Raw genomic sequence first — 14,444 nt, forward strand, 5'->3', positions numbered from 1 at the left:
ATTATACCAGTTGCGCAGAGCAGCATTAAGCGGTTATTTTTTTCCAAGTATTAAACGCAAATAAAGGGGGATCGAAATAATACTCACAATAAAGGCGGCTATTAGCATCCACGACAGTTGTAATCGCTCTGGCTCTTGGTATTTATAAACAAACCCAGCTTTGTGCTCGTCAAATTGCGTTTGCTTAATGCCATAATAATCTGCAATTAAGCGCCACTTGGCCATCGACATATTCCCTAAATGGGTCGTAGGCGGCATTATGTAGTCTTTCAATACTTCGGCTTCATAAGCTAGCTGATGAAAACTTTTGTTTGGCGCATACACTTGCTGAGTAATTGCAATGGCTTCATCCATATTCATCATCGCATAGCGCCAACCCTTTAAGCTCGCCTGGTAAAACTTTTCGACCGTTTGCGGGTGCTTTTTAAGCATTGATTCGCTGGTAAATAACACATCACCATACACATCCATACCATAGCGCTGTGGGCATATAAGGCGGTGCGATACCCCTTGCTGAGTCATGAAGTAGGGCTGAGTGGTGACATACACTTGCATTGCATCAAGTTTGTTTTCTTGCCACGCTTGTAGCGCAGGCTCATCGCCTTCGTATACCTCTAAGGTGGCAATATCAATACCGCTGCGTTTAAGCATAACCAGCAGCTCGGTACTGTCTTTTTTACTCACTTCGGTAATACGTTTAGCGGTAAAATCGCGAGGGTGAAAAATATCAGAGCTGTCTTTTACCATCCAACAGTACGGAGAAAACTGTAAAATAGCCGCCATTGCTACAAACGGTTGGCCGTTTACTCTTTGTTGTAAAATACCCGAATGCGCTACGCCAAACTGGGCTTCTCCACTTGCTACAGGCGTGAAAGTGTCAGGCATTTTAGGATTGGCTTCGCGTATGGTTACATCAAGTCCGGCGTCTTTGTAGTAGCCTTGTTGCTGAGCCATATAATAGCCGGCGAACTGAAACTGGTGGGTCCATTTTAGTTGTAAAGTGACTGATTCTTGAGCCATTAGTTGGCTGCAAAAAAGCAAAATTACAAATATTAATCCTTTAATAAGCAACTGGGTGTTCCAAATAGTAGTCATTAGCTGTAACTATATTTAAAACACACGATAAAGCAAGCATGCAAACGTGCATACTTGCTTATAAAAACCCTAAGCTGAGGCTAAATTGTCAACGTTTGGGCTTTGTGGCTGAGAGGTTAAAAACTGCGTAAAACACGGGTTATGTGTTTCATCTTGTACACTGTAACCTAAGCGGTTTAAGTGCTCGTTAAACATATCAAATTGGCTTGGCTCAATAGCAAAGCCCGCCAGTACATTTCCGATAGACCCCCCATGATTGCGATAATGAAATAAAGTAATATTCCAATTGCTACCTAGGGTATCTAAAAAGCGCGCAAGGGCTCCTGGGTATTCCGGAAATTCAAACCGTAATAACCTTTCGTGTAACTGCTCCGGTGCTTTACCCCCTACCATATAACGTACGTGTAATTTAGCGAGTTCGTTATCTGATAAATCGCAAAATTGGTAGTCGTTGTTAGTTAGGTCTTGTTTTAGCTCGTTGAGTTCTTGCTCACCCTGGCGCAGGGCAATACCTACAAATATTTGCGCTTCACCTGGGCCTGCATAACGATAGTTAAACTCAGTAATAGCCCGACCACCTAAAGAGGTGCAAAACTGCTTAAAGCTGCCTTTTTCTTCTTTAATGGTCACCGCAAGTAGCGCTTCGTTTTTTTCACCTAGCGCAGTACGCTCAGCCACATAACGTAAGCGATCAAAGTTTAAGTTAGCACCCGAAAGCACCGCTGCTAAATGCAGCCCTTTTAAGCCCGATTGCTGGCTCCACTTTTTAAGCCCTGCGGTTGCAAGTGCACCTGAGGGCTCTGAAATTGCGCGAGTAGAGACAAAAATATCTTGCATGGCGGCACAAATTTCATCGCCACTGACAGTTACAACTTCATCGCAAAATTTTTGCGCTAAGCGAAATGTTTCGCTGCCAATAACTTTAACCGCTACGCCATCGGCAAAACTGCCAACACGGTCAAGCTCAACAGGCTCGCCCGCTTTAAGCGCGGCTTGTAAACATGCACTTTCGTCAGCTTCTACGCCAATGACTTTTATATCTGGGCGTAATGATTTGATATAAACCGCCATACCAGCAAGTAAACCACCACCGCCAACAGGGATAAATACCGCATCAAGCTCGTTGAGTTGCTGCATAAGCTCGCGAGCCACTGTGCCTTGCCCCACTATTACGTCAGGGTCATCAAAAGGCGGTACAAATACGCCATTGCGTTGCTCTGTTAGTTCAAGTGCATGTGCTTTTGCAGCATCAAAATGATGGCCATGTAAAACCACTTCACCGCCCAGCGCACGTACCGCACTTACTTTTATTTCAGGCGTGGTAACTGGCATAACGATAGTGGCTTTATGGCCAAGGTGTGAAGCACTAAGCGCCACACCTTGTGCATGGTTACCCGCAGATGCCGTAATAACAACAGACCCTTTTGGTAACTTGTTTAATTTATTATAAGCACCGCGTAACTTAAACGAATACACGGGCTGTTGATCTTCACGCTTTAACCAAACATGGTTGCCTAATTTATCACTGAGGTCGCGCATTTCGCTGACCTCAGTCACTTTAGCTAGCGGTTCCATATTGGCCTGAATAATAGCGCGAAAATAATCGAGCTCTTGAGAAACCATAATTAGCTAAGCTCCTCCAGTTTGGCTAAATCACGTACTGCGCCTTTATCGGCACTGGTTGCAAGTAATGCATACGCTTTTAATGCCGACGATACATAGCGGTCACGATCAAGCGGCTTATACGCTTGCTTACCACGCGCTAATTGCTTTTGTTTACGTGCTTCTAGCTCTTCATCACTTAATGCAAGGGTGATTTCACGTGTTGCGATATCAATGATAATTTTGTCGCCATTTTCAACATACGCAATGGCACCGCCACTTGCCGCCTCTGGCGATACGTGGCCGATTGATAAACCAGAGGTGCCGCCCGAGAAACGACCATCGGTTATCAAGGCACATTTTTCAGCAAGGCCTTTTGATTTTAAGTAGCTCGTTGGGTAAAGCATTTCTTGCATACCTGGGCCGCCTTTAGGGCCTTCGTAGCGAATAACCACAACATCACCGGCTTTTACTTCGTCGTTTAAAATGCCTTCTACTGAATCATCTTGTGACTCGTACACCACGGCGGTGCCTTCAAAATGCAGCATTTCGTCAACTACGCCTGCGCTTTTAACAATACAGCCATCAACCGCTAAATTACCTGAAAGCACAGCTAAGCCACCATCTTGTCTAAAGGCATGCTCAACACTACGGATACAACCATGCTCTCGGTCGTTATCGCCTTCATCCCAACGGCACTCTTGGCTCATTGCTTTTGTAGTACGAATACCGGCAGGGCCTGCACGGTAAAACTTTTGTGCTGCTTCGTTTGTAGGATCAGTCGCATCCCACTTTTTAACAAGCTCACCCATCGTCATACCCGCTACGTGGTTTACCGATAAATCAACTAAACCTGCTTTACCTAGCTCACGTACAATTGCCATCATGCCACCAGCGCGATGCACATCTTCTATGTGGTACTCAGGTGTAGCTGGGGCTACTTTACATAAAAATGGGGTTTTACGAGAAAGCTCATCAATGTGCGACATATCAAAATCTACACCGGCTTCTTGTGCTGCTGCTAATAAATGCAATACGGTATTAGATGAACCACCCATGGCAATATCAACCACCATAGAGTTCATAAAGGCTGTTTTATTTGCAATTGCACGCGGTAACACGTCGTGGTTATCTTTTTGGTAGTACTCGCGACACAAGTCAACAATGCGAGCGCCGGCTTCTACATACAGTTGCTTACGATCTTTATGAGTTGCAAGCGTTGTGCCGTTACCCGGTAGTGCAAGGCCAATAGCCTCTAATAAACAGTTCATTGAGTTGGCAGTAAACATACCCGAACACGAGCCACAGGTAGGACACGCAGAGCGCTCTACTTGCTCTGAATCAGCATCACTTACTGTTTCATCAGCGCCTTTTACCATGGCATCAACTAAATCTAGTTTAATATCGATGTTAGCAAGTTTGGTTTTACCCGCTTCCATTGGCCCGCCCGATACAAAAATAACCGGTATATTTAAACGTAGCGCTGCAAGCATCATCCCTGGGGTGATTTTGTCACAGTTAGAAATACAGATCATCGCATCGGCGCAGTGGCCGTTAACCATGTATTCAACAGAGTCTGCAATTAAGTCACGAGAAGGCAGTGAGTAAAGCATACCACCGTGGCCCATTGCGATACCGTCATCAATTGCGATGGTGTTAAATTCTTTTGGTACGCCGCCCGCTTGCGTGATTGTTTCAGCCATTAGCTCACTAAGCTGATTAAGGTGTACATGCCCTGGTACAAATTGCGTAAACGAGTTAACTACAGCAATAATAGGTTTACCAAAGTCGGTGTCGGTCATGCCTGTTGCGCGCCATAATGCACGTGCGCCTGCGCGTTTACGTCCTTCAGTTGTTGTTGCACTTCTTAATTTAGCCATAGTTACCTCTGTTTTGCCGCTGTGTAAGCGGGCATTCCTCATTCTAAAAATTGTTGAGTTACTGATGGTTATATTCAGTAACGCGTAAATGTGTTTCGTTAGCAGTTACACTGCTTGTTGCTGTAAATTTTCTAAGCTGATTTTTTTCACGTCTACCAACTTATTTAGCTGGCTGGTTAATAGATGAATAGGCTTATCGCTATCGACCGTCATTGCTATCGTATATTGAGCTTCATCTGTATTAAGCTGAAAATGCGTAAGGTCAAAACCACGGTGACGCACAACACGTAAAAAGCGCTCCACCGCAATACTTTGGTTTTTCAATGCAATAGTTAAGCTGTGTTTCATTGTGCTTTCTCCGTAATCATTTCGTCATTTGCAGCCCCTGGTGGTACAAGCGGCCATACGTTTTCTTTATCATCTATACAGGCATGTAAAATATACGGCCCTTCGCTGTTTACCAGTGCAGTGATTGCATCGTCAACTTCGTTGGCTTTAGTAATAGTTTGCCCAGGGATACCAAACACCGCCGCTAACTGAACAAAGTCAGGGTTATCTGAAAGATTGGTTTCAGAGTAACGCCCTTCAAAAAACAGTTCCTGCCATTGGCGAACCATACCTAAGCGTTGGTTATCTAATATTAGTATTTTTACTGGTAAATTGTTACGACGTATAGTGGCAAGCTCTTGAATGTTCATCATGATTGAGCCATCACCCGACACCGTTATTACAAAATCCTCTGGGCGTGCTACTTGCGCGCCAATAGCCGCTGGTAAACCAAAGCCCATAGTGCCTGCGCCACCACTACTTAAGTGATTACTTGGGTGGTTAAATTTCATATGTTGCGCCACCCACATTTGGTGCTGGCCTACATCGCAGCACACTACGCCTGTTTTTGGCATACGCTGGCTTAACTGGTTCAATAAATACGGGGCAAATACTTTTTCGCCTGGGTAGTCGTAACGCCATGCGTGTTTTTCGCTCATGAGCTTATTTGTATCGCACCATGCTTTAGGTGTTACAACACACTCAAGTGCGGGTAATGAGGTTTTTAGATCAGCAATTAAGGACGCTTTAGCAGGTTTGCGTTTACCTACTTCGGCCGCGTCAATGTCTAAGTGAATTACTTTTGCTTTAGCTGCAAATTTGGCTAAGTTACCCGTTACGCGGTCATCAAAGCGCGCACCTATACATACAAGTACATCACACTCTTGTACTGCTATGTTAGCCGCTTGTGTGCCGTGCATGCCTAGCATTCCTAAGTAGTGCTCGTAATCTGGTAACACACTGCCTAGCGCTTTTAATGTTGATACCGCTGGCATTTGTGTTTTATTTAAAAACTGCATTAACTCATTTTGCGCATCGGCGGCTTGCACGCCACCACCTACATACGCTACTGGCTGCTTTGCTTCAGTTAATAACTGGTTTGCAATGGCTACTTGGTTTAAATCAAGTTGTGGTAAATATTCATCAGCAGCTAACCAAGGTTTAAAAGGCACTTGCGCCATTTGAATATCTTTTGGAATATCTACAAGCACTGGGCCTGGGCGACCACTTTGAGCTAAGTGCATGGCTTCTTGTAATATTTCAGCTAAGTCTTCTGGGCGCTCTACCATATAGCTATGTTTAGTACACGACAGTGACATCCCTAGTACATCGACTTCTTGAAATGCATCTGAGCCAATAGCGGCAGTCGGTACTTGGCCTGTAATTGCTAATAATGGCACTGAGTCCATCATTGCATCGGCAAGAGCTGTTATTAAGTTAGTAGCGCCAGGGCCTGAGGTAGCAAAACAAACGCCTAATTTGCCTGTGCTGCGAGCATAACCCACTGCGGCAAAGCCAGCACCTTGCTCGTGGCGAGTAAGGTAATGCTTTACAGGCGCGCCATACAGCGCATCGTAAATGGGCATAATAGCTCCGCCAGGGTAGCCAAATACTTCATTTACGCCGTGCTTGGCTAATAAATCGATTGTTAGTTCTGCGCCTGTCATTAATTAATCCTCATTCCTCAGTGACAACCCAATTACCTACTTACTTAAAAAACTTATAGCTAATACCAATCCGCAATAATACTTAATTATTTTTAGGGGGCTAAAAGTGTCGCTATCTGCGTTAAAAAATTCTCATTTAGAACAACTAAATAGCGAATTTTTTGCCTAGCTATCAACACGTTTATCTATCCTCAAAATAGATCACTTAATTAAGCGAGTTGGTATAAAATCTTTAAAACTTTGTGCTTAAAACTAAAAAGCCCTCCGAACGGTTAGGTGCGGAGGGCTTTTTAATGCTTAAGTTTATAGCACTACGAAGCCCTCGCGGGAATAATCACCACGATAATAATCAGGACTAGGTTAAGTGCATTTGTAAGCATGTAATTAATACCAAAATGTGTTCATTTGTTACGAAGTAATACTCTTCGCTCTGTATATGTATTTGTACCGCGCTAAGGCGAGTAAGTCAACACCAAACTTAATTCAACAAAAGAGCAAAAAGCGACTTTAAACGGATTTTAAATTCACAAAAAAAGGCTTAAATGAAAAATCTATACCTTAATTTGCATCAAGTAAATTCACTAGCCACATAATAGCCATATAGGGCTTGATTAATTTTTGATACATTGTAGTACAAATAACAGCGCAGCACGGTAAATAACTTAAAACTTTGCTAATTAGGCAGGTTTACTCCGCAAGCCCTATTACGCACCACTCAATTACATTCACCCAATTTAAACAAGGTGCCCTAGTGCAACTAAACTCATAAGCGCATTTAAAAGTGTTTAATATAACCAAATAGGTTTATTAAAGCGCTTTAATTTAAGCTAGTATTTAGGCAACTCAATTAGATTTAAGGACAAACCATGCAAGCCCTCTCTCGAATTAGTCAGTTCTTTATACTGGCACTTTTTATAGCAACTAGTTTTAATAGTGTCGCAGCGCCAGCATTATTCAAAGTAGAAAAAAACGGTACTAGCTCTTACTTGTTTGGCACGGTTCACGTAGGCGATGCCAGCATGAAAGGCTTACCAGAAAAAGTAACTAAGGCTATAGATCAAAGCGAGCAAGTTGTTGTTGAAGTAGATATTAGTAAACTCACGCCTTTGCAAATGCAGCAGCGTTCAATGCCCTTTATGATGCTTAAAGATGGCAAAACATTACAAACAGAACTCTCAAAACAAAACTACAATAAGCTTAAAGACTACTTTGCTAAAAAATCGATTGATATAGCTATGTTTAATGGCCTCAAACCTTGGGCTGTAATGGTAACCATGATGCAGATTGAATTTCAAAATGCAGGGTTTTCTGACCAAACAGGCATAGACAAGCAAGTACTTGCTTACGCTAAAAAGCAAAATATCACGATTGGAGAGTTAGAAACGCTAGAGCAGCAACTACAAATGTTTGATGGGATGGCTTTGCTTAGTAATGAAATGATTGAAGAAACGTTTGAACAGCTTGCCGATATTAATACTTATTTTATTAAGTTAGTAAACGCCTGGAAAAATGGTGATATGGATACGCTGACTGAATACTACAACATGAGTTTTGACGAGAGTAACTACGGTGAAATAAGCGAGCAGGTTATGCTAGTTAATCGTAATAATAAATGGGTGGAGCAATTAGTGCCTCGCTTAACTAACGAAAAGCTATTTATTGCTGTAGGCGCGCTGCACTTACCGGAGCAGCATGGTTTAATTAAACAGTTAACTGATGCAGGCTTTACCATTACTCGCCTATAACGTGGCGTTAAAGGTTGGGCCTAAATAGCCCAGCCTTTAATTAAAATCTTCCATTTTTAAGTAATGCTCAATCCCTTTAATTTTGTCTGCCGCATGGTGATTTACATAAATAACGGTGCTGGTATTTGCGGCACAAATTTTCTCTATTAAAATTAGTACTCGCTGTCTATTTGCTTCATCAAGCCCTAAGCAAGGTTCATCTAAAATGAGTAACGTGGGGTGTTTTACCATAGCACGCACTATTAATAGCATGCGCTGATCGCCGTATGAAAGTTGCGTAAATGAGCTATTTTGTTTATCGCCTAACCCAATCAACGCTAACCATTGCTTAGCTGTATTTACCTGTGACTCTGTTGGCTTTTGATATAAGCCAATGCTGTCGTAAAATCCAGAAATAACCGTATTCAATGCCGATATACTTACTCGATAATCCATATGCAGTGCATTTGATATATAGCCAATATGCTGTTTTATATCCCAAATACTTTCACCGCTTCCGCGTTTAAAACCAAATACCTGAATATCATTGCTGTAGCATTGAGGGTTATCGCCAGTTATTAAATTTAATAAGCAGGTTTTACCTGAGCCATTTTTACCACTCAATTGCCAGTGTTGATGTTTATTAATTTGCCAATTGAGATTTTTAAATACATCAACCCCAGCGTAGCTAACCTTTGTATTACTAAGCTTAACCAATGTATCGGCGGTATACTCTGCACGGCCTTGGGAGTCATCCGGTTGAGGTATTTCTAAAGCGGTATGGGTTAAATGCAGTAGTTTAAGCAAGTCAGCACGCTGCTCTGCGTTTGGATTATTAAGTACATGCTGCAACTGCCCCTGATTTACATAAGCGTAATGAGTAATAAACGGTGGGATTTCATCAAGCCTATTTAACACAAACACAAAGTTAATTGTTGAGCTAAGTGTTTCTAATAAAGTGTTTAGCACCTCACACGAATGTTTATCTAAGCCATCATATGGCTCATCTAGTACCACTAAATCAGCATGACTACTTAGCGCATTTATAAGTAGGAGTTTACGGGTTTCGCCGGTAGAGAGATCTCTAAAATGCCTATCTAAAAGGGCGCTGTAATTAAAGGCATCTATTAGTTTTGTACGTAGCTCATGGTTGTAGCTACTATTTTGAGGGAAGATAAAATCTTTTACTAAGCTGTGATGTTCATGCTCAATTTCATTTTTAATTAACTGCTTTTGCACATCAGATGACACAAGCTGCGTGCTATTAAAGGTACTTTTAAAAGTACCACTTTGCTGCTTAGCTTCACCCGTTAATGCGGCGCTCAATGCCGATTTACCTGCGCCATTAGCGCCTAGTAATAGCCAGTGCTCACCAGCATTCACTTGCCAACTTAAGTCATTAATTGTGAAACGGCTTTTACCTTGCCCTTTTAAATAACCACTAAATTGTTCAAATACAATACTTTGCACAATACTGCCTTCACCATAAACTAAATAAACAACTTAACGTATAGTAAATTGCTTTAGCAAGCGTATTTAATTGCGTATTAATTTATTTCATTAGCTATGCACACATTTACTAATGCATCAGCCACTGCCTGCTTACTTATGGGTTTATGAATATGCTCACTCGCGCCATATTCATAAATCAAGTCCATGTCTTCGGCTGAGGTATTTGCTGTAACAACGATTATCGGCATGGTTTTATTTAGCTCTTTGCGTATTTTTTTAGTCGCTTCAAAGCCATCCATGACCGGCATGTTTAAATCCATAAACACCACGTCATAGTCAGCCTTACCTACCTTTTCGCAGGCTTCTAGGCCATTTACAACGCATTCATAGTCCACACCTAACGTTGCCAAAATACGTGTGAGTAACAAGGTGTTTAATTCATTGTCTTCAACCACAAGGCAAAAAAGCTTTTTTTCGACTTCTCTTTCTGTTTGCTGGTTCGTAATTTCAATCGGCAAGTTAAGCGTAACATGAGCGCCACTCGCTGCGTTGTTTTTAAATGAAAGCGAACCATGCAGCGCTTTAACAACATACTGCGCCCGTGTTAATCCCGTTCTTAGGCCTTGAAAGTGGTTAGTTTGTTTAAATGAGTCAAACTCTAGTTCTGTTATTTCGCTAGAAAAACCACACCCACTATCATTAACGGTTAATTGTAATTGCGAGTTTTGCATGTTTGCAGCAACTTCAACCTCGCCCTTGTCGGTAAATTTTATTGCATTGCTAATTAGCTCGGTTAATACATGCTGTAAGCGCTGATGATCTAACTTACAAAAACAATTAAGAGACTCATCAAAATGAGTGATTAATGTTAGCCCTTTTTGCTGCGCTGCATACTCATACGCCAACACCACTTTGTTTATGGATTCTAAAAGGTTTTCGTTTTTAAGAATTGGCGCCCACTTTCCTGTGCTTAGTGCTTGTAGGTCTTGTAGCTCATCAAGCATAGATAGAAGTCTAAGGGCGCAGTAGCTTGCTTGCGTTTTAATATTTTGCTGCTCGGCATTGATGGATAGCTCATCAATCGACGTAATTAATCCCTGTAACGGTGTTCTAAATTCGTGGCTTGCTCTGGCAATAAAGTGCTCTTTGTTTTGGCTCATTTGCGCTACAAAGTCCTTTTGTTTTTGAAGAGCTGTTAAGGTGCGTTCCACCTCTTTTTCCATCGGCATAAACACAAATCTTAGCTCAACGAGCAATAACACCATGGCGACTAACCAGCACAGCAATTCTAAATTAGACACGCGGTTAACTTTTTTTACTGCGTGTTGCTCAAATAAAGTAACCGCGCGGTCAAGCTTAGCTAGCAGGTTTTCTACATGTGCTACGTTGAGCACCTGTGTGTCTACCTCGCCTTTTTGGTACAGCAGCCAACTAGCTTGGGCAATAAATTCATTCACTTCGCTATCTAGATTAGCTGGCTCAGCAAAGTATAACTTTACTAATTCTGGCGTTAAATAACGGTAACTACTACCTTGCTTGGTAAGTAATACCTCATGAGCTGTTTTAAATTGTGCGAGAGAGTGTTCGAGGGAATTGGTATGGGTAGCAACATCGATTCGTGATGAAAGAAGTGCATTGCTATGCCAAGCAATTTTTTGCGAGAGCATGCGCTGCTTACCTGCCATATTAATAATTTTGGCATCGTACTTTTGTACAGAAAAGCCATACTGCAGCAATAATGCTGAGCCACTTATTAACAGAGCAATAGCAATAAGCGCCCATCGGTAACGCTGTCTTACATTGGCAATAATTTTAAACATACAAGGCCGCTTTTTTATTTTAAGTGTAGCCTATATATAGAAAACTCAACATCAGCTTTAGTAATTATATAAATAAAAAGCCCAGTAACATGACTGGGCTAAATGTATTAAGTGTGAGACAAAAAGGGCAATACTTGCGACACTTTTGTAATTACCAGTTAGCGATTTTCTAATCGGTTGTAGTCAAACATACCAAATTCAACGCCGCGATACTCTTTAGCTACTTGGTGCATTATGTCGCTGTATTTCCAAAACTCTGGATGTGAGCGACGAATACCAAATTTTACTTTTAATGCAGCATAATCTGCTTCAATTTGCATCATAGGTAATAGCTGTGCAAATTCACCCACTTCATTTTGATCATTTAAATACCAAATAGCCGCAGGGTAATCACCAATAAAGCCTGGCACTAGGGTTGCGGTATCTTCATCATAAGCGCGCTGCCCATCTTCATTTAATAAGCTGGAAATATTGTAATGCGCGTTGTGATGAATAAGCGTATAAGCTTTATGTGAAGCATCGTCTTGCTTAACCAAAATATACGATAACTGCGGTAATAAATTTATAGCCTTAGCTGGCATATTGTTTAGTGCATTTAATGGCGTGGGTACTTTTGTGTAGTCGTAGTGCTCACTCAGTACTGGCGCTAAAGTTTGCTTAACTAACCCATACAGCTCGTGTTGTGGATCATCCGTTTTATATTCAATACCGCTAGGTTGGCTAAACTCTCGGTTGTTTTTAAAAAACTTAGATAAGCTTGGCGGAGACTTTCTATACCAGCTTTTTTTAATTTGATGGCGCTTCGCTTCAGGCAATAAAGCCAAAAAGTTTTGCTCACCCTCTAAACGTAAAAAGTCCATGTATAGGCGGGTCACTAATTGGTGGCCGATATTTCCGTATACATCAAAGCCTGCAACAAGTAAGTAATGAATACGCTCAAATAGCGCGTAATCTAATACCCACATAGTTTTAGGCTCTTGACCAATAAAGCCTTTCACTACCGTGGCACTATCAAAATGGCGAAATATTGTAAGCGCTGCATTTTTGTTATGCCCTTCACCTTTCCACAATAGGTCGGTTGTTAAATGCTCTCCGTTTTTAAACATCTCGTTAGCCAGTTCAACTTTGGCTTGTAAGTACTTTTTCTCACGCACTGAGTATTTAACCCAGCTAGAGATAGGCAATGCATTGCTTTCTTCTGCTGCAGGTAATTCAAGGGCTTCTTCGTGCTGAAGTAACATGTCTTCCACTGCTGGAGTCGCGACTTTTTCAGGGTCTGCAAAGGCAACCCAAAAATGATCGTTAATCACATTGAGTGCAATTTGGCCGCGGCATACAGGGCCCTTAATAAAGCCCATAATAATTAGCTCAGCCTCATCAAGCATAAATTGATACTTGGAATTAATAGGAATTACTTCAAACGTTTTAAAAGGATTAGATGCCGCCTCGCTCTTATAACTTGGCATTTTAGTGACCGTATAATCGGGAGCTATAAATTGCTCATAAATACGTGCAAGCTTTGCATCATCAAGCTTTAGCGGTAAATGTGTTTTTGATAAAACAGTTGAGCGATCCTGTAGTAAACGGTAATACACACGGCTTACTTTAGGGTCATCGTATGGTCGGCGCGTATTAATTAGCTTAATTTCTTCGCCTGGCGGCGTACTTGAACGAACCAGTTTAAAAAAGCTCTGTGGTTTATCAGAACCAAAATAAATATGGGCTAAAAACCAATGCTCGTAAATATAACGTGCGGCTAATTGGTATTTTAAACTGTCTTGATTTAAAAACGCTTCCCAGTTTTTAACGTTTGTTAGCTCGGCTTTGGTGGGCGGTTTAATATGCGCCATTTTTCCACCGTCTTTAAGCCACTTTTGTAAATGATAAAATTCCTGGCTAGACACGCCCGGTAAACCGTAAGGCATACCGCCATGAGGCTGCTCTGCAGCTAAACGATCGAATTCTCCCATAGTGGCGCACGTTTGAGAGCGGCTAAGTGAAAAGTCAAATTCATCATCAAGAATTTCATTCTCTGGTAACGGTGCACTTTGCTTAAGCACTAATGAATTAAATAACACCCCACCGGCAAGGTTTGCTTCTGGGTTTTGGTCACGCTCGTTAAGTACCGGAGTAAAGCCCTTTTTACGCCATTGCTCAGTGCTGGTTGCATCAAATAATAACCGGCTTGGTGTAGTGGCTAATAGCCGTGTACCATCATAAACAAGCTCTTTGCTTAGCCCTCTATCTATCCCTTCAGGGGACGAAAGCTTTAGCTGACAAGGCGCATCATAACAGCCATGGCATACTACACAGCGTGTATCTAGCACAGGTTTTACTTCTTGCAAAAACTCGGCACCAGCACCTGTATCATGCGGCACTATACGCTGCTGCGTTTGTTCATCACCAAATAAGTCGTTGTAGTGAGCATTGCCTAAATAAGCACACCCGCTGAGGATAATAAGGACGAATGTGCTGATCAGAATTTTTTTCATTCTTCATCCTCATCACCCAGGTCGAAGGTTGGCATCATATCCATTTGTGGAGAGACAAAAGTTTGGTTGTCGTGGGTATTTAACACCACACTTAACAGTGGGCCGTGGGTCAGCGTTATTTGTGCATCGTGCTCTTGGTTTAACAACGCATTAAATTCGCTGCTATGCGGCGCAAGCTCATACTCTTTTAAACTAATAGCGATACTGCTATCAGGTGCTGGGTTTTGGCATATCTGCGTCAGTAGCTCATCATCAAGAGCAAATGAAATGTCTAAATCGGGCTTTTCTACATCTCGCTCACTAAGCGACTCATTTAAAATAAATAACGGTAAGGTTAATTTACTATCTTGTTCAAATTCCATTGTGCTCTCTTGCTGACTGACGG

10 protein-coding genes are annotated in these 14,444 nt (G+C 41.9%); 1 reads left to right on the forward strand and 9 read right to left on the reverse strand.

What is annotated here, in order from left to right; all coding sequences use genetic code 11:
* Window positions 1-33: 33 nt before the first annotated feature.
* From MTN96_RS09665 to ilvG, 5 genes are all read right to left on the reverse strand, one after another.
* Window positions 34-1,020 carry an ABC transporter substrate-binding protein gene (locus tag MTN96_RS09665; protein WP_036963445.1) on the reverse strand — a complete coding sequence of 329 codons (987 nt, stop codon included), beginning with the start codon at window positions 1,018-1,020 and terminating at the stop codon, window positions 34-36.
* A 144-nt stretch (window positions 1,021-1,164) separates the two neighbouring features.
* Window positions 1,165-2,718 carry a threonine ammonia-lyase, biosynthetic gene (ilvA, locus tag MTN96_RS09670; protein WP_064386299.1) on the reverse strand — a complete coding sequence of 518 codons (1,554 nt, stop codon included), beginning with the start codon at window positions 2,716-2,718 and terminating at the stop codon, window positions 1,165-1,167.
* 2 nt (window positions 2,719-2,720) lie between these two features.
* Entirely contained in the window at window positions 2,721-4,577 is a 1,857-nt protein-coding gene (gene ilvD, locus MTN96_RS09675) for a dihydroxy-acid dehydratase (RefSeq protein ID WP_024032149.1), read from the reverse strand.
* 105 nt (window positions 4,578-4,682) lie between these two features.
* Complete coding sequence (ilvM, locus tag MTN96_RS09680) at window positions 4,683-4,925, reverse strand: acetolactate synthase 2 small subunit (RefSeq protein WP_248531388.1); 243 nt, start codon at window positions 4,923-4,925, stop codon at window positions 4,683-4,685.
* Window positions 4,922-6,571 carry an acetolactate synthase 2 catalytic subunit gene (gene ilvG, locus MTN96_RS09685; protein ID WP_096041040.1) on the reverse strand — a complete coding sequence of 550 codons (1,650 nt, stop codon included), beginning with the start codon at window positions 6,569-6,571 and terminating at the stop codon, window positions 4,922-4,924. Before ilvG ends, ilvM begins: the two co-directional genes overlap by 4 nt.
* A gap of 866 nt (window positions 6,572-7,437) precedes the next feature.
* On the opposite strand from ilvG, the gene MTN96_RS09690 reads away from it, so the two are divergent.
* A complete protein-coding gene (locus MTN96_RS09690) occupies window positions 7,438-8,316 on the forward strand; it encodes a TraB/GumN family protein (protein ID WP_004589293.1) in 879 nt (292 codons plus the stop codon).
* A gap of 36 nt (window positions 8,317-8,352) precedes the next feature.
* On the opposite strand, the gene MTN96_RS09695 is transcribed toward MTN96_RS09690, so the two are convergent.
* The 4 genes from MTN96_RS09695 to MTN96_RS09710 form a co-directional block, all read right to left on the reverse strand.
* Entirely contained in the window at window positions 8,353-9,765 is a 1,413-nt protein-coding gene (locus tag MTN96_RS09695) for an ATP-binding cassette domain-containing protein (RefSeq protein WP_096041039.1), read from the reverse strand.
* Window positions 9,766-9,842: 77 nt separating this feature from the next.
* The gene (locus MTN96_RS09700) at window positions 9,843-11,567 is read right to left on the reverse strand and encodes a response regulator (protein ID WP_096041038.1); all 1,725 of its coding nucleotides are present in this window, start codon (window positions 11,565-11,567) and stop codon (window positions 9,843-9,845) included.
* Between the two features lie 158 nt (window positions 11,568-11,725).
* The gene (locus MTN96_RS09705; protein WP_096738955.1) at window positions 11,726-14,059 is read right to left on the reverse strand and encodes a fatty acid cis/trans isomerase; all 2,334 of its coding nucleotides are present in this window, start codon (window positions 14,057-14,059) and stop codon (window positions 11,726-11,728) included.
* A complete protein-coding gene (locus MTN96_RS09710) occupies window positions 14,056-14,421 on the reverse strand; it encodes a hypothetical protein (protein WP_029774302.1) in 366 nt (121 codons plus the stop codon). The genes MTN96_RS09705 and MTN96_RS09710 overlap by 4 nt, the downstream gene beginning before the upstream one ends.
* Between the last annotated feature and the right edge of the window lie 23 nt (window positions 14,422-14,444).

The organism is Pseudoalteromonas sp. 2CM28B, from assembly GCF_023161935.1.

Coding starts and splice junctions, on each gene's coding strand:
- MTN96_RS09665 (WP_036963445.1), bottom strand. CDS start 1,020: ATGGCTCAAGAATCAGTCACTTTACAACTAAAATGGACCCACCAGTTT.
- ilvA (WP_064386299.1), bottom strand. CDS start 2,718: ATGGTTTCTCAAGAGCTCGATTATTTTCGCGCTATTATTCAGGCCAAT.
- ilvD (WP_024032149.1), bottom strand. CDS start 4,577: ATGGCTAAATTAAGAAGTGCAACAACAACTGAAGGACGTAAACGCGCA.
- ilvM (WP_248531388.1), bottom strand. CDS start 4,925: ATGAAACACAGCTTAACTATTGCATTGAAAAACCAAAGTATTGCGGTG.
- ilvG (WP_096041040.1), bottom strand. CDS start 6,571: ATGACAGGCGCAGAACTAACAATCGATTTATTAGCCAAGCACGGCGTA.
- MTN96_RS09690 (WP_004589293.1), top strand. CDS start 7,438: ATGCAAGCCCTCTCTCGAATTAGTCAGTTCTTTATACTGGCACTTTTT.
- MTN96_RS09700 (WP_096041038.1), bottom strand. CDS start 11,567: ATGTTTAAAATTATTGCCAATGTAAGACAGCGTTACCGATGGGCGCTT.
- MTN96_RS09705 (WP_096738955.1), bottom strand. CDS start 14,059: ATGAAAAAAATTCTGATCAGCACATTCGTCCTTATTATCCTCAGCGGG.
- MTN96_RS09710 (WP_029774302.1), bottom strand. CDS start 14,421: ATGGAATTTGAACAAGATAGTAAATTAACCTTACCGTTATTTATTTTA.